This window comes from Nitratireductor sp. GZWM139, assembly GCF_030068685.1.
In the GTDB taxonomy this organism is placed as follows: domain Bacteria; phylum Pseudomonadota; class Alphaproteobacteria; order Rhizobiales; family Rhizobiaceae; genus Nitratireductor; species Nitratireductor aquimarinus.
Genome location: NZ_JAMQML010000001.1, coordinates 264,842 through 279,087, shown reverse-complemented (window position 1 = coordinate 279,087; position 14,246 = coordinate 264,842). Strand labels below are relative to the sequence as shown.

At 62.4% G+C, this 14,246-nt stretch carries 16 protein-coding genes; 9 read left to right on the top strand and 7 right to left on the bottom strand.

The window, feature by feature from the left end; translation table 11 throughout:
• Positions 1 to 172: 172 nt before the first annotated feature.
• Genes NDI72_RS01300 through NDI72_RS01290 form a run of 3 tightly spaced genes read right to left on the bottom strand, consistent with a single transcriptional unit; the run spans position 173 to position 3,046 of the window.
• Complete coding sequence (locus tag NDI72_RS01300) at positions 173 to 1,009, bottom strand: ABC transporter ATP-binding protein (protein WP_113154642.1); 837 nt, start codon at positions 1,007 to 1,009, stop codon at positions 173 to 175.
• Positions 1,002 to 2,057 (bottom strand): FecCD family ABC transporter permease, encoded by a 1,056-nt coding sequence (locus NDI72_RS01295; RefSeq protein WP_283799336.1) that lies wholly within the window; start codon positions 2,055 to 2,057, stop codon positions 1,002 to 1,004. Before NDI72_RS01295 ends, NDI72_RS01300 begins: the two co-directional genes overlap by 8 nt.
• Positions 2,054 to 3,046, bottom strand: a complete 993-nt coding sequence (locus NDI72_RS01290) for a FecCD family ABC transporter permease (protein WP_283799335.1) — start codon at positions 3,044 to 3,046, stop codon at positions 2,054 to 2,056. Before NDI72_RS01290 ends, NDI72_RS01295 begins: the two co-directional genes overlap by 4 nt.
• 130 nt (positions 3,047 to 3,176) lie before the next feature.
• On the opposite strand from NDI72_RS01290, the gene NDI72_RS01285 reads away from it, so the two are divergent.
• The 3 genes from NDI72_RS01285 (at position 3,177) to NDI72_RS01275 (ending at position 5,536) form a co-directional block, all read left to right on the top strand.
• The gene (locus NDI72_RS01285) at positions 3,177 to 4,076 is read left to right on the top strand and encodes an ABC transporter substrate-binding protein (RefSeq protein WP_283799334.1); all 900 of its coding nucleotides are present in this window, start codon (positions 3,177 to 3,179) and stop codon (positions 4,074 to 4,076) included.
• Positions 4,077 to 4,160: 84 nt separating this feature from the next.
• Positions 4,161 to 5,075 (top strand): ABC transporter substrate-binding protein, encoded by a 915-nt coding sequence (locus NDI72_RS01280; RefSeq protein WP_283799333.1) that lies wholly within the window; start codon positions 4,161 to 4,163, stop codon positions 5,073 to 5,075.
• A 116-nt stretch (positions 5,076 to 5,191) separates the two neighbouring features.
• Complete coding sequence (locus NDI72_RS01275) at positions 5,192 to 5,536, top strand: DUF2147 domain-containing protein (RefSeq protein ID WP_206546034.1); 345 nt, start codon at positions 5,192 to 5,194, stop codon at positions 5,534 to 5,536.
• A gap of 166 nt (positions 5,537 to 5,702) precedes the next feature.
• Here the strand turns inward: NDI72_RS01275 and NDI72_RS01270 are convergent, their stop codons facing one another.
• Positions 5,703 to 6,611, bottom strand: coding sequence for a LysR family transcriptional regulator (locus tag NDI72_RS01270; protein ID WP_113154637.1), 909 nt, complete (start codon positions 6,609 to 6,611; stop codon positions 5,703 to 5,705).
• 111 nt (positions 6,612 to 6,722) lie between these two features.
• Here NDI72_RS01270 and NDI72_RS01265 point away from each other — a divergent pair, with 111 nt between their 5' ends.
• Both NDI72_RS01265 and NDI72_RS01260 read left to right on the top strand, forming a co-directional pair.
• Complete coding sequence (locus NDI72_RS01265; protein WP_113154636.1) at positions 6,723 to 7,061, top strand: DMT family transporter; 339 nt, start codon at positions 6,723 to 6,725, stop codon at positions 7,059 to 7,061.
• Positions 7,058 to 7,375 (top strand): SMR family transporter, encoded by a 318-nt coding sequence (locus NDI72_RS01260; RefSeq protein WP_113154635.1) that lies wholly within the window; start codon positions 7,058 to 7,060, stop codon positions 7,373 to 7,375. Before NDI72_RS01265 ends, NDI72_RS01260 begins: the two co-directional genes overlap by 4 nt.
• A gap of 73 nt (positions 7,376 to 7,448) precedes the next feature.
• Here NDI72_RS01260 and NDI72_RS01255 read toward each other — a convergent pair whose 3' ends face one another.
• Complete coding sequence (locus NDI72_RS01255; RefSeq protein ID WP_206547334.1) at positions 7,449 to 8,153, bottom strand: glutathione S-transferase family protein; 705 nt, start codon at positions 8,151 to 8,153, stop codon at positions 7,449 to 7,451.
• Between the two features lie 226 nt (positions 8,154 to 8,379).
• Between NDI72_RS01255 and NDI72_RS01250 the strand changes: the two genes are divergently transcribed.
• The 4 genes from NDI72_RS01250 to NDI72_RS01235 all read left to right on the top strand — a co-directional run bounded on the left by NDI72_RS01250 (position 8,380) and on the right by NDI72_RS01235 (position 11,418).
• Positions 8,380 to 8,550, top strand: coding sequence for a hypothetical protein (locus tag NDI72_RS01250; protein ID WP_206545936.1), 171 nt, complete (start codon positions 8,380 to 8,382; stop codon positions 8,548 to 8,550).
• Between the two features lie 23 nt (positions 8,551 to 8,573).
• Positions 8,574 to 8,750, top strand: coding sequence for a hypothetical protein (locus NDI72_RS01245; RefSeq protein WP_162742260.1), 177 nt, complete (start codon positions 8,574 to 8,576; stop codon positions 8,748 to 8,750).
• Positions 8,751 to 8,842: 92 nt separating this feature from the next.
• Positions 8,843 to 10,342, top strand: a complete 1,500-nt coding sequence (locus tag NDI72_RS01240; RefSeq protein WP_113154633.1) for an AMP nucleosidase — start codon at positions 8,843 to 8,845, stop codon at positions 10,340 to 10,342.
• A gap of 59 nt (positions 10,343 to 10,401) precedes the next feature.
• Entirely contained in the window at positions 10,402 to 11,418 is a 1,017-nt protein-coding gene (locus tag NDI72_RS01235; protein WP_283799332.1) for an endonuclease/exonuclease/phosphatase family protein, read from the top strand.
• 60 nt (positions 11,419 to 11,478) lie between these two features.
• On the opposite strand, the gene NDI72_RS01230 is transcribed toward NDI72_RS01235, so the two are convergent.
• Positions 11,479 to 12,330, bottom strand: a complete 852-nt coding sequence (locus NDI72_RS01230) for a class I SAM-dependent DNA methyltransferase (protein WP_283799331.1) — start codon at positions 12,328 to 12,330, stop codon at positions 11,479 to 11,481.
• Positions 12,331 to 12,335: 5 nt separating this feature from the next.
• Complete coding sequence (locus NDI72_RS01225) at positions 12,336 to 14,018, bottom strand: electron transfer flavoprotein-ubiquinone oxidoreductase (protein WP_283799330.1); 1,683 nt, start codon at positions 14,016 to 14,018, stop codon at positions 12,336 to 12,338.
• Positions 14,019 to 14,246: the final 228 nt, after the last annotated feature.

Sequence of the window (14,246 nt, the reverse complement as noted above, 5' to 3'; positions counted from 1 at the left end):
AAACGCCTGTTTTTGTTAAGCATCGCAAACCCGCACGGTGTCGGGGTTTGGGCTCTGTGTGACTGGCTCATTCGTTAACGCCCAGGCTAAGACTTCGCTAACCATGCGGAACGCAAGAACAGACGGTTTTCTGAAAATTGCGGCGCATCGGACCGAACGGACGCTCGGCGCTTTAGTCCTGCACGAGGCGGTCGCGACGGGCCGGACAGGCTGCGAGCGGCACGCAGAAGGGGCGGCCTGACGCTTCTTCGCGGCGGACAATGCATTCGATGCCGAACACGTCCTCGATCAGCTCCTGATGGAAAACCGCTTCCACCGGCCCGCAGCCGGCGACCTGGCCCGCACGGAAGAACACGATGTCATCGGCAAAGCGCGCGGCCAGATTGAGATCGTGGAGCACGACCACCACGGTCTTGCCCTCCTGCGCGCCGAGGCGCTGCACAAGCGACAGCACTTCCAGCGCATGGGCGATGTCGAGATGATTGGTGGGCTCGTCGAGCAGGATGACGGGTGCGGCCTGCGCCAGAACCATGGCGATCCAGACGCGCTGAAGCTGGCCGCCAGAGAGCGTGCCGATGGCGCGATGGGCAAGCTCGGCGAGATTCGTTTGGGCGAGCGCAGCGGCGACGGCCTCGCGGTCGGCGCGGGCATCGGGCGCGAAGGCCCGGCGGTGGGCGTAGCGGCCAAGAGAGACCAGTTGCTCGACCGACATTTCGTCGGGTGCGGTGGGGCTTTGCGTGAGCATGGCGATCTCACGCGCAAGCGCCTTGGCCGGGATCTGCGAGAGCGGCGTGTCGCGCAGCAGCACGGAACCGGCCTGCGTGGGCAGCATGGCCCGCATGGCGCGCAGGGCCGTGGACTTGCCACAGCCATTCGGCCCACACAAAGCGGTGAGACGCCCCGGACGGATTGAAAGATCGAGCGCATCGAAGACGAGCTTTCCCGGATAGCCGAGCGCTGCGGCGCGCAGTTCGATTTCGCACTGGTCTGCCGAATGGCCTTTAAGCATGAACGCGTCCTGCACGGATCAGAATGAATAGGAAGTATGGTGCGCCGATCACGGCGGTGACCGCACCGGCAGGCACTTCAAGCGGCGCGAACAACACCCGCACCGCGAGATCGGCCGCGATGACGATGGCTGCGCCGATGAGCGCCGCGCCAAGCGCCTGCACGCCCGCCCTGCCCCCGAGCATGAGCCGCGCGGCATGAGGCGCGACGAGACCGACGAAACCGATGGCTCCGGCAAAGGAGACCGCGGCGGCTGTGAGTGTTGCCGCCAGCGCAAAGAGCATCAACTGGGTGGCGCGGACGGGAAGGCCCGTGGCCTGCGCGCTCAGTTCATCAAGCTGGAGCTGGTCCATGCGACGGGCGAGCAGAAAGACAAGCGGAACCAGAACGCCAAGCACGATGGCCAGCACCTGAACATCGGCCCAGCGCGCCTGATAGACGGAACCGGCAAGCCACATGGCGGCCTGGCTCGCGCGATGCACCGGGCCATCAACAATGAAGAGCGTGACGCCGGCCTTGGCCAGAGCACCCAGCGCGACACCGTAGAGAATGACCCGCAGGGGCGGCGCTCCGGTGCGCGCGGCAAGCAGGATGACAAGTCCTGCGAAGCCGAGCGCGCCCAGCACCGCCGCCAGCGGTTGCCACTGAATGCTGACAGTGAGCGCATTCTCGTCATTGCTGAAGAGGAAGAGAAACACCACCACGCCAAGGGCAGCGCCATCGACGATGCCGAGAACCGACGGTGAGGCGAGCGGATTGCGCGTGGCGCGCTGAAGCGCGAAGCCTGCCAGCGCCAGCGCCAGACCGCTCAGCCCGGCCATGGCGAGGCGCGGCATGCGCAGCGACCAGATGATGATGGTGTCGCTGCGCTCTCCCGTGCCGAGGATGGCGGACAGGACACGCTGCAACGACATGCCCGAGCTGCCCAGCGCAACGCTTGCAAGTGCAAGCGCGCATAAGACGGTGGCGCAGGCGACCAGGATGGCCACGCGCGCCGGGATGCGCGAGCGGACAGGATGCGCACGCTGCGCGAAAGAGGCTGCCGTCATGCTGCGGCTCCGAGCCGTTTGCGCTGAAGGAGATAAAGCAGCATCGGCACGCCGACCACGGCCAGAAGAACGCCAACCGGCGCTTCTGACGGATAGATGATGAAACGGGCCGCAATGTCGGCGGCGAGCGCCAGCGCCGACCCGGCAAGAAGCGAGAGCGGCACGAGCTGCCGGTGCCCCGGAAAGCCGCTGAGCCGCGCCAGATGTGGCGCGGCAAGACCGATGAAGGCGACCGGCCCGGCAACCGAAACACTGACACCGGCAAGGATGGCCGCAAGAACAAGCACCGTCATGCGCACTTTCAGAACCGGCACGCCCAGCGCCTCGGCAGTCGTATCGTCGGTCATGAGCGCGTCGAGCGTCGGAGCGAGGAAACGGCATGCCACCGCCACCAGAACGACCACCGGAGCCGCCAGATAGAGAAGCTCCGCGTCCCGGTCAGCGAAACCGCCGGAAAGCCAGAAGATCAGCTCTTCCATGGTGCGTTCATCGGCAACGATGACGATCTGGATGCCGGATGACAGAAGGGCGGCGATGGTGACACCCGCCAGAAGCAGATAGGAAGGCGAGGAAATGCCCCCCGCCGAGAAGGCAAGCGAGAAGACGAGAAGCGCGCATAAAAGCGCGCCAAGGCAGGCCGCGAGCGCAATGAGGGAGAGTGATCCCGTGCCGGTGAAGACGACCAAGAGCACGACGGCAAAGCCAGCCCCTGCATTGATGCCCAGAAGACCGGGTTCGGCCAGCGGATTGCGGGTTGCCGTCTGAAGCAGAAGCCCGGCAAGACCGAGCGCCCCTCCCACAATGAGCGCCACAGCCGTGCGCGGGACACGCAGCGTGTTGACGATCAGCGCGGCCTGATCGTCCCCGCCCCGGCTCAGGGCGCGCCAGACCTCTGCGCTGGGTGTGAAGCGAATACCCACATGCAGGCTGATGATCGCCAGAAGGGCAATCACCGCAATCAATATGGTGTGTGGAAGATAGCGCGGCATCCGTCTCTCTTTCGTGCCCGCTGCATCCCAGAAATTGACTAATAATGTCAACTTCAAACTTGACATTTTAACGCAAGATTTGTTGGTCGTGCCGGCAAGACAGCCACCGCGTCAAATCAGGAGACAGATCATGCGCGTCCTTCCCCTCTTACCGGCCATGCTGATGGCGTTGTTCACGGCGGCGGCAGGCGCTGCCGGGATCGAGCACGCCATGGGAACGGCCACGGTGCCCGACGCTCCGCAGCGCGTGATCGTGCTGACCAATGAAGGCACGGAAGCCCTGCTGGCGCTGGGCGTGAAGCCCGTGGGCGCGGCGAATTCCTGGAATGGCGATCCCTGGTATGCCCATATCGCGGACCAGATGGAGGGCGTGGAGCCGGTCGGCAAGGAGAGCGCCGTCAATCTGGAACTGATCGCTGCACTTGAGCCAGACCTCATTCTGGGCACCAAGATCCGACACGAGGGGATTTTCGAACAGCTTTCCGCCATCGCTCCGACCGTTGTTTCGGAGCGCCTGCGCGGCGACTGGCGCGAGAATTTCGAACTCTGGGCGAAGGCGCTGAACCGGCAGGAAGCCGGCGAGAAGGTGCTTGAGGACTTCGACGCGAAGGTCTCGTCCCTGAGAAACGATCTGGGCGAAGCGGTGGATGAGAAAGTCTCCGTGATCCGCTTCATGCCCGGCCACATCCGCATCTACCAGAAGGACAGTTTTTCCGGCTTCATCCTCGACAGGGTCGGTTTTCAGCGCCCTGAAAATCAGGATGTCGACAACTTCATGCTGAAGGCCGGAAAGGAGAGCATTCCGGACATGGATGGCGACCGCATTTTCTACTTCACCTATGAACCCGGCGATGGCGACGCGACCAGACTTTCTGAAGAGGTGCTGGCCGATCCCCTGTGGCAGACGCTTTCAGGCGTGAAAGCGGGCAAGGTTCATCAGGTGGATGACACGATCTGGAACACGGCCGGAGGCGTTCTGGCCGCGAACCTGATGCTCGACGATCTTGCCCGCCTTTACGGGCTTCCTTGATCAAGACCGGGGCGGCCTGCCAGTGACGGGCCGTCCCACCCTCCCCGTTTTGGGGATTTTTCTCATTTTAAGACGAGATTTTTCATGAAACGATTGCTTATTCCCCTTTTGACCCTTGCCCTGTCCGCCGTGAGCGGAGCCGCTCTGGCCGGCAATGTGCAGCATGCCATGGGCAGGACGACAACGCCCGACAACCCGCAGCGCATCGTGGTGCTGACCACCGGGGGAACCGAAGCGGTTCTCGCACTGGGCATCAAACCGGTGGGCGCCGCCAATGGACGCGCGGTCAATGCGCGTGGCTCCGTCTGGTATGCGCATGTGGCCGACCGGCTTGACGGCGTTGAGCCGCTTGGCGAAGAGCGTGCGGTCAATCTGGAGCAGATCGCGGCGCTGGAGCCGGACCTGATCCTCGGCAACCGCCAGCGTCATGAGGGCGTATACGACCAGCTCTCGGCGATTGCGCCCACCGTGCTCTCCAACCGCCTCAGGGGCGACTGGCGCAAGAATTTCGAACTCTATGCCGAAGCGCTTGGCAGGAAGGACGAAGGGGCTGCGGTGCTTGCGGCCTTCGACAAGCGTGTGGCTGACCTGTCCGACGCGCTCGGCGCGCAGAAGGACGAGACGCTTTCCGTCATCCGCTTCATGCCCGGACAGATCCGCATCTACCAGAGAGACAGTTTTTCAGGCGATGTGCTTGCCCGCCTCGGCATTGCGCGGCCTGAACTCCAGCAGGAAGACAGCTTCGTGCTTAAGGTCGGCAAGGAGAGCATTCCCGACATGGATGGCGACCGGCTGGTGCATTTCACCTATGAATCCGGTGACGGAAAGGCCACCGCGCTTGCGCGTGACATTGCCAGCGATCCGCTCTGGCAGAGCCTGAAGGCCGTACAGGCTGGCTCGGTTCATGCCGTTGACGACGTGATCTGGAACACGGCTGGCGGCATCCTTGCGGCAGAGCGCATGCTGGATGACGTGGCGAAGATCTACGGCGTCGACTGAGCGAAAAGCCCCCGCCCGTCTGCGCGGGGGCCTTCACGGGCCAGTTGCAGAAAGAGGTTGTATTACGTTTACGTTCGCGTAAGCTTGCAGCTGCAACGTCATTGGGAGGAAGAATGATGATTGGCAAACTCTTTCTGGGCGGTGCGGCCCTGCTGCTTGCCGGCGGTGTCGCCATGGCCGACCCGATCGAGGGGAACTGGAAAACGGAATCGGGCGCGACCGCGCAGATCGCCCCCTGCGGCGGTTCCTATTGCATCACGCTGAAAAGTGGAAAGTTCGCCGGCAAGAAGATCGGCACGTTCCAGGCAGCGGGCAGCAACAAGTACACCGGCAAGATCACCGACCCGGCCAAGGACAAGACCTATTCCGGCAAGGGCACCCTCACCGGCAACAATCTGAAGATGGGCGGCTGCGTTCTTGGCGGCCTGATCTGCCGCAACCAGACCTGGTCCCGCATCTAAAGCAATTCCAGGAAAGGTGGGAACCGGTTTTCCGTCCGGAATTGCGCAAAACAATGCCTTAGAGCGCTTTCGCGATTCAGCGAAAAGTGGAAGCGCTCCAGGGGCAGGCAAAACCCTCCAGCTCAATGCCTCCGCGCGCCTTAACCCTGCAAGGCGCGTGGAGGTTTTAATCTGCAATCAGCCCATCGCTGCGCATCTGTGTGAGAATGATGTCGTGCGCGCGCGACTGTAGCGGCTCCCTCGCCTGCCCCTTGGCGGCCAGCGGCTCGCGACTGCAGACGAAATAGGGATACCACGCAGCGCCCAGACCATGATTGATCTGGCCGAGCTGCGCGTAGTCTTCTTCCGACAGCAGGGATTCGGGCACATAGCCCCAGCCCAGACCGTCGCAGATCGCATCCTTGCCGAGTTCAAAACTACTCAGCGCAATCCGCTCGCTGCCCATGGCGTCGAGGTGGAAGCGCTCATGCTGCGTGCTGTCGAGATAGGTGATCTGCGGCAGGATGGAGAGATCCGCATCGGCGACATAGCTCATCGCGGCGAGCGGGTGACCACGCGCGACCATCATGCGCATGCCAATCCGCGCGATGACACGGCTGTAAAGCCCGCTGGCGGGACCGGACCGGCCTGAAGCGATGAAATAGGCAATGTCCAGCTGCCCCTCGCGCACCAGTTCCGGCAGCACGTCGCTTTCCGCGTAACGCATGCTCAGGCGCACATCCGGCCGCGCGCGCCTGATGGAGCGGATTACGTGGCGCCAAAAATTTTCCGAAAGCACGTCGTCGCGACCGATCCGCAACTCCTGGCCCGCAGTCTCCTCGCCGCGCGCACAACGCTCGATGATGCTGTTGGAAAGCGCGATGATACGGGCGCAGTCGTCCAGAATATGCTCGCCGACCGGCGACAGGGTGAGGCTGTTGCCGCGCCGCACGAAGAGCTCCGCACCCAGCTCATCCTCCAGCGCGGCAATGGCCATGCTGACCGTGGAACGGTTGCGGCCCAGCTGCACCGCTGCGCCCGAAATGGAGCCGGTTCGCGCCGCAGCCTCAAAATATTCCAGGTAGTCGAGCCGCATTGGAACGGCCTTTCGTCAAAATTCTTGTCACTCAGCGATTTCTCATACGCCGAAAAGGCGGATATCTCAATCAAGTGACATTAAATTTGATCTTACATCACGAGGACTAAATTGCACTGGTTCTATCTGATCGCTGCGGTCTCCGCAGAAGTTGTCGGGACCACACTGATGAAATTCCTGGTGTCCGCGGGCCAGCTGGCTCAAGGGACGCTTGCCGCAATCTTCATGGTCGCCATGGCCTATCTCTTTCTGGGCAAAGCGACGCTGCGCATACCGGTGGCGCTGGCCAACGCCTTCTGGGAAGGGCTCGGCATGATCCTGATCGCGCTTGCATCGCTCTATCTGCTGGATGAGAGCATCTCGACCATGCAGGCGGTCGGCATCGGCGTGGCGCTGCTGGGCATTGTTATAATCAATTATGGCCACCACCAGCAGGAGCAGAAGCGATGACCATCTATATGGGATATGTGCTCGGCTCGGTGGCGCTCGACATCATGGCCAATCTGGCGCTGGAAAAATCGAACGGCTTTGCCCGCAGAGGCTGGGGCGTTGCGGCAGTTCTTCTGATCATGGCGGCGTTCGCGCTGCTCGCACTGGCCGTCACCGGCATGGATCTTTTCATCGCCTATGCGGTGTGGGGCGTGCTTTCGATCCTGGGAACGGCCATCGCCGTTTGGCTCGTTTTCGGCCAGCGCCTCAACCTGACAAGCTGGGTGGGCGTGGGCATTCTGATCCTTGCCATACTGCTGATCAGGCTTGGCTAACGTCTGAGATTGGGCTGACGATAAAGGAAAGCGGGCGACCGGGATCGCCCGCTTTTTGCATTCCGGACAGGGATCAGCTTGCGCGCTGACCAAAGAGAACCTTCTGGGCCTCCTTGTCCTCGGCCAGATTGCTGCGATGCGTCTGACCAACCTCGAGCGCGCGAATGACCGCCGGCCGGGCCATGACGGTTTCGAACCAGCGCTTCAGGTTCGGGAAGTCGTTGAGGTCCTGCCCCTGCTGCTCATAGGGCTTGATCCAGCCAACGCAGGCCATGTCTGCAATCGTGTACTCATCGCCCGCCAGATAGGCGCGGTCGGCAAGACGACGATCCATCACGCCGTAAAGGCGGTTGACCTCATTGGTGTAGCGCTCGATGCCGTAGGGCACTTTCTCGGGCGCATATTTGCGGAAATGATGCGCCTGACCGGCCATCGGGCCAAGACCGCCCATCTGCCAGAACAGCCACTGATCGACTTCCACGCGGGCGCGTTCGTCCGCGGGATAGAACTTGCCCGTCTTGCGGCCAAGATATTGCAGGATCGCACCCGACTCGAAAACGGAGATGGGCTCGCCGCCCGGGCCTTCGGGATCGATGATGGCGGGCATGCGGTTGTTCGGTGCGATCTTCAGGAAGGACGGCTCGAACTGCTCGCCCTTGCCGATGTTCACATAGTGCACGGCATAGGGAAGTCCGGTCTCTTCAAGAAAGATGGTGACTTTCCAGCCGTTTGGTGTCGGCCAGTAATGAAGTTCAATCGGCTTGATCTGGGTGGTCATGCTTGTCTGCCTCCAAGGGTTCAGAGCCACGCGGTCGGGGGAGGATCGTGGCGACATTGGGGCAGGTAAGCACCGCCCGCCCGTTTTGCAACACACGCGCCGATAAACGATCTGTCATCGGGTGTTAACCGCCGTGTTAACGCTGCTGAACGCCGGATGAATGCCCCCATCAGTATCGGTTCAGCCGTCCCCTGCCACATTGATGGCAACAAAGAGGAAGAGCCCGATGCTGATACGCCGATTTTCGATTGTCTGCCTGATTGCAGCCCTGTTCGGCATGGGCCTGGCGATCCTCGTTGCAGAGGCCGGCCGGTCTTCCGACCGCTGGCAGGGTGGCAGGCCTTTCGCCTGCATGACCGATGACAACGCGTTTTGCGGCCAGACGGTGCGGCGCTGAGCAGAAAAGAAGTGGGGTTGGTGATGTTGCAGACAATGACACATATGGCCAAGGGACTGATGTTCGCGATGCTGATCGGCTCGCCGCTTCTGGCGGTCCAGAATGTGCGCGCCGGTGATGAAAACATCATCGAAGGGCGTTATGACAGGTCGAGTGGCGCCGGTCTCGTTCTGATGGTCAGCCTGCAGCGCTCGCGCTAGGAGGGCTCTCCCTACCACCTGGAAGTGCGCGAGCAGACCATGGATGCCGCAACCGGGCCTTGAGAAGACCGGGAAAATCCATATAAAAGGCCATGGAACACAGAATCTATCCTCAGCCCATTCAGACGATTTCAAGTCCGGAGCCCTACGCCCGGAAGAGCTTTACCGATGCCCGCGAAGCCGTCGCGGCGTTGAAAGCGCTCTATGAGCGCAATACCGCATTCCTGCGCGATGCGTTTGCGCAGGTTTCCAAAGAAGGCGAGAGCGATTGCCGCTTCCGCGCCTTCTATCCCGAAGTCAGCCTCGCCACCGCCACCTACGCCCAGATCGACACGCGGCTGGCCTATGGCCATGTGGCGGCACCCGGTGTCTATGCGACCACAATCACCCGGCCCGATCTCTTCGACGATTATCTGATCGACCAGCTGAGCCTGGTGATCCGCAATCACGGCGTGCCGGTGACCGTGTCGGAATCGGAAACGCCGATCCCCCTGCACTTCGCCTTCCTGCAGGACACCTATGTGGAAGGCTCCATCGCCGACCGGCTGAAACGGCCGCTGCGCGATCTGTTCGACGTGCCGGATCTGAACGCCACCGATGACCACATCGTCAACGGCACCCATGAAACGCCGGCAGGAGAACCGGAACCGCTGGCCCCCTTCACGGCGCAGCGCGTCGACTATTCGCTGCACCGGCTGTCGCACTATACGGCGACGGCGCCTGCGCATTTCCAGAACTTCGTGCTGTTCACGAACTATCAGTTCTACATTGACGAGTTCTGCGCCCTCGCCCGCGAGATGATGGCCGAAGGCGGCAAGGGCTACACGGCCTTCGTGGAGCCCGGCAATGTGATCACCAAGGCCGGCGAGACGAGCCCTTCGGCCAGCACGCCGGCGCGCCTGCCGCAGATGCCCGCCTATCATCTGAAGCGTGACGGTCACGCCGGCATCACCATGGTGAACATCGGCGTCGGCCCCTCCAACGCCAAGACGATCACCGACCATGTGGCGGTTCTGCGCCCGCATGCCTGGCTGATGCTCGGCCATTGCGCGGGGCTCAGAAACTCGCAGGCGCTGGGCGATTACGTTCTGGCGCATGCCTATGTGCGCGAAGACCATGTGCTTGACGACGATCTGCCGGTGTGGGTGCCGCTGCCCGCACTTGCAGAGGTGCAGGTTGCGTTGCAGGAAGCGGTAGCGGAGACCACCGGCCTTTCCGGCTATGAGCTGAAGCGCATCATGCGCACCGGCACGGTGGCGACCATCGACAACCGCAACTGGGAACTGCGCGAACAGCGCGGCCCCGTGCAGCGGCTCTCGCAGTCGCGGGCGATTGCGCTGGATATGGAATCGGCCACCATCGCGGCCAATGGCTTCCGCTTCCGCGTGCCCTACGGCACGCTGCTTTGCGTTTCGGACAAGCCGCTTCATGGCGAACTGAAGCTGCCGGGCATGGCCACCGACTTTTACAAGCGGCAGGTCTCCCAGCATCTCAAGATCGGCATGCGGGCGGTCGAGAAACTTGCGGAAATGCCGCCAGAACGGCTCCATTCGCGCAAGCTGAGAAGCTTTTTCGAAACCGCCTTCCAATAGCCCAAAAGAACGGCTAGCCCGCGTATCTCAAGGGACACGCAGCAAACAAGGCGCGAGAGATGAAGAAGAGCAGAACCGCATCCGCACTGCCGGCAATTCTGGCAATCGGCGCGGTTCTGATTTCGGTGCCTCTCGTGGCCGGCTATTGGGGCCGGCTGCACCCGGCCTTCGACGCCATGGCGCATTTTCGGATGCATCTGGCGGTGCTGATCGCCATTCTCTCCCTGCCTCTGATCTTCATAAGGGGCTGGCGGCAGATCGGTGCGGCGGGAACCGTGCTCGGCCTTGCAGCCCTGAGCGCCGCGCTTTTGCCGGGACAGAATGCAGCAGGAACGGCCAGAGCCGAAGCCGACGACATGCCGGCTGCGCGCTACCGGCTCCTCCAGATGAACCTGCGCTACGACAACCCCACCCCAAAACAGGTGTTTTCGCTGATCGGCCAGACCCGGCCGGACATCGTGACGCTGAACGAGGTTTCAAGCATGTGGGTGGAGGAACTGAAGTTCCTTGAAGCCACCTACCCCTACCGCGTGATCTGCCCGCCGCCGGCCCGGATTGGCGGCGTTGCCATTCTCTCCCGCCGCCCCTTTGCCAGCTCATCCGCCTATGCCTGCTACGACCGCGGCTCAATGGCCGTGGCGACGGTGCGCCTTGGCGCAGATCCGGTGGAGATCGCCGCGCTGCATCTCGGCTGGCCCTGGCCTTATGAACAGCACCGTCAGGTGGAGCGCGTGACGCCGGTTCTGCAGCGGCTCGGCAAGACGGCGATCCTTGCAGGTGATCTGAACGCAGCGCCGTGGAGCGCAACGGCGCATCGTGTTGCGGCTGCCGGTGAGCTGGATCTTGTGCCGGGCGTTGGCCCGACCTGGCTGAAGCGTCTGGTTCCCGAACCCGTTCGCCGGGTTGCAGGCCTGCCCATCGACCATGTGTTCAGCAAGGGACGGATCGTGCCGATTGCCATCTCGCGGCCGCAGGATGCCGGTTCCGACCACCTGCCCGTCCTGTTCGAATTCGGCATCATGCCTGACGCCGAACAGAACATCCTTGAGGTGAAACTGGTGCAAAACGCCGGTTAGAGCGCCGTGCGTCCATCCGGACGCACAAAGGACGCCCTAACCTGTTGAAAGCACGGTGCGCTAATCGGCTTTCTGCTTTCGGGCGATGACCAGATGCCCCGGCACCGGCTTGCCCATTTCATGCCGCACCACGATGTCGCCAATCGCCAGACCGGCGAAGCCGTGATCGGCAAGCATTTTGCCGAGATAGGCCTGCGCATGGGCAAAGCGCTGATGCGGGCCAACCATGAAGGGGCGGCCGGCAAGCGTTTCGTCCGGCAGGGTCTCGCTTGAGAATGCGAGAACCGCGCCCTCTGTGGCGAGTTCCGCAGCGCCTTCGAAGAAGGCTTCCAGCTCACCGAGATAAGGCAGAACATCCGTCGCCGTGATCAGGTCGAAGGGTTCGACATCCGCATGCTGCAGAAAGTCCACCGCATCGCCCACATAGAGCGCGTCGTAAAGTTCTTTCTCGTCGGTGACCTCGATCATCGTTTCGGAAAGATCGACGCCGGTGATGTGGGCCGCCATATCGCGCAGCACCTCGCCGGCAAGGCCGGTACCGCAACCAAGATCGAGCATGCGCTCATAGGGGCCGGGCGCGATCTCTTCCAGCGCCTGGCGCACAAGTGCGGGCACATCGTAGCCGAGCTGGTCTACGAGGATGCTTTCGAATTCACCGGCGTGCTGGTCGAACAGCGTTGCGACATAGGCCTCCGAGGCGCGTGTCGGCGTTTCGCCGCGCCCCATGCTGGCGAGCCGCACGGCTGCCCCGCCGTGATCGGCGGGATCCAGCGCCAGAACTTCCCTGTAGGCCTCGGCGGCGGCGTCGAGAGCGCCCGCCTTTTCCAGTGCAAGCGCGCGATTATAGACTTCGGCCAGCGCCTCTTCATCGACGGGGCTGGCTTCGGCGGCGCCGGTTTCATGATCGGACAATGCGGTTACATCCCGGTGTAGACGGGCCCTTCGCCACCCTGCGGCGGCACCCAGTTGATGTTCTGGTTCGGGTCCTTGATATCGCAGGTTTTGCAGTGGACGCAGTTCTGCGCGTTGATGACAAAACGCGCGTCAGCCACATCGCTGCCATCGGTCAGCGCGTTGCCGTCGGCATCCACCCATTCATAGACGCCCGCCGGGCAATAGCGCGAGGACGGGCCGGCAAAGACGCCGTATTCCGAAGTCTTCTGCAGCTCCATGTCCTTCACCTGAAGATGAACGGGTTGCTCTTCCTCATGGTTGGTGTTGGACAGGAAGACCGAGGAGAGACGGTCGAAGGTGAGAACGCCATCGGGCTTGGGGTAATCGATGGGCGCGTGTTTCGCGGCCGGCTCAAGCGAGGCGGCATCGGTCTTGCCGTGCTTCATCGTGCCGAAGGGCGAAACGCCGAACAGCGAGTTCAGCCACATGTCGAGACCACCGATGCCGACGCCCAGAAGCGTGCCGAAGCGCGACCAGAGCGGCTTGACGTTGCGGACCTTCTTCAGGTCCTTGCCGATTTCTGAGGCGCGCCAGGCGGCCTCATAGCCTTCAAGCGTGTCATTGGTGCGCCCTGCCCCGAGCGCCTCGACAACGTGTTCGGCGGCGAGCATGCCGGACAGAACAGCATTGTGCGAGCCCTTGATGCGCGGCACGTTGACGAAGCCTGCTGAACAGCCGATGAGCGCGCCGCCCGGGAAGACGAGCTTGGGCACGGACTGCCAGCCGCCCTCGGTGATGGCGCGCGCGCCATAGGAGAGGCGTTTGCCGCCCTCGAACGTGTCGCGAATGGCCGGATGCGTCTTGAAGCGCTGGAACTCCTGAAACGGCGAGAGGAAAGGGTTCTTGTAGTTCAGGTGAACCACAAAGCCGACCGCCACCTGGTTGTTTTCCAGATGATAGAGGAAGGAACCGCCGCCGGTTTTCATGTCGAGTGGCCAGCCAAAGGAGTGCTGGACGAGACCGGGCTTGTGGTTCTCCGGCTTGACCTCCCAGAGCTCCTTGAGGCCGATGCCGAACTTCTGTGGCTCACGCTCTTCGTCGAGACCGAACCGGGCGATGAGCTGCTTGGCGAGCGAGCCGCGCACGCCCTCACCGATCAGCACATATTTGCCCAGAAGCGCCATGCCCGGCTGGTAGTTGGGCCCGTGCGAGCCATCACGCTCAACGCCCATGTCGCCCGTGGCGACGCCGATGACTGCGCCTTCGTCATTGTAGAGCACTTCGGCTGCGGCGAAGCCCGGATAGATTTCGACGCCAAGCGCCTCGGCATGGCCGGCGAGCCAGCGGCACACATTGCCAAGCGACACGGCGTAATTGCCGTGATTGTTCATGAGCGGCGGCATGAGGAAATTGGGCAGGCGGATGGAGCCTGCCGGCCCCAGCACCAGAAACTGGTCGTCGGTGACCGGCGTCTTGAACGGGTGGTCGGGATCTTCACGCCAGTCGGGAAGCAGGCGGTCGATGCCGATGGGATCGACAACAGCGCCCGACAGGATGTGCGCGCCAACCTCACCGCCCTTTTCGAGCACGACGATGGAAAGCTCGGGATCAAGCTGCTTGAGCCTGATGGATGCGGCCAGTCCTGCCGGCCCTGCGCCGACGATGACCACATCGAATTCCATGCTTTCGCGTTCCATCTCGCTCATTTAACCCTCCGCAGTCTTTTTCTCTAGCGCACCATGGTTTCGACCCGAATATGGGCCGGTGCGGACCGGATACAAATCAGCCCCGCATAACGGTTTCAACGCCGGGCTATAGCGCATCCGCGCCCCTATCGAAACCAGAGAAGTTGCATCAACCCATTCCTGATTGCTGCAAACATATGACTTACTTTAACGTAAACGTAAATATCGGACAATCTGGTGCTGGGCAAT

Bases quoted from the DNA above. Each gene is read 5' to 3' on its own strand.
- NDI72_RS01300 (WP_113154642.1), bottom strand. From the start codon at position 1,009: ATGCTTAAAGGCCATTCGGCAGACCAGTGCGAAATCGAACTGCGCGCC.
- NDI72_RS01295 (WP_283799336.1), bottom strand. From the start codon at position 2,057: ATGACGGCAGCCTCTTTCGCGCAGCGTGCGCATCCTGTCCGCTCGCGC.
- NDI72_RS01290 (WP_283799335.1), bottom strand. From the start codon at position 3,046: ATGCCGCGCTATCTTCCACACACCATATTGATTGCGGTGATTGCCCTT.
- NDI72_RS01285 (WP_283799334.1), top strand. From the start codon at position 3,177: ATGCGCGTCCTTCCCCTCTTACCGGCCATGCTGATGGCGTTGTTCACG.
- NDI72_RS01280 (WP_283799333.1), top strand. From the start codon at position 4,161: ATGAAACGATTGCTTATTCCCCTTTTGACCCTTGCCCTGTCCGCCGTG.
- NDI72_RS01275 (WP_206546034.1), top strand. From the start codon at position 5,192: ATGATTGGCAAACTCTTTCTGGGCGGTGCGGCCCTGCTGCTTGCCGGC.
- NDI72_RS01270 (WP_113154637.1), bottom strand. From the start codon at position 6,611: ATGCGGCTCGACTACCTGGAATATTTTGAGGCTGCGGCGCGAACCGGC.
- NDI72_RS01260 (WP_113154635.1), top strand. From the start codon at position 7,058: ATGACCATCTATATGGGATATGTGCTCGGCTCGGTGGCGCTCGACATC.
- NDI72_RS01255 (WP_206547334.1), bottom strand. From the start codon at position 8,153: ATGACCACCCAGATCAAGCCGATTGAACTTCATTACTGGCCGACACCA.
- NDI72_RS01250 (WP_206545936.1), top strand. From the start codon at position 8,380: ATGCTGATACGCCGATTTTCGATTGTCTGCCTGATTGCAGCCCTGTTC.
- NDI72_RS01245 (WP_162742260.1), top strand. From the start codon at position 8,574: ATGTTGCAGACAATGACACATATGGCCAAGGGACTGATGTTCGCGATG.
- NDI72_RS01240 (WP_113154633.1), top strand. From the start codon at position 8,843: ATGGAACACAGAATCTATCCTCAGCCCATTCAGACGATTTCAAGTCCG.
- NDI72_RS01235 (WP_283799332.1), top strand. From the start codon at position 10,402: ATGAAGAAGAGCAGAACCGCATCCGCACTGCCGGCAATTCTGGCAATC.
- NDI72_RS01225 (WP_283799330.1), bottom strand. From the start codon at position 14,018: ATGAGCGAGATGGAACGCGAAAGCATGGAATTCGATGTGGTCATCGTC.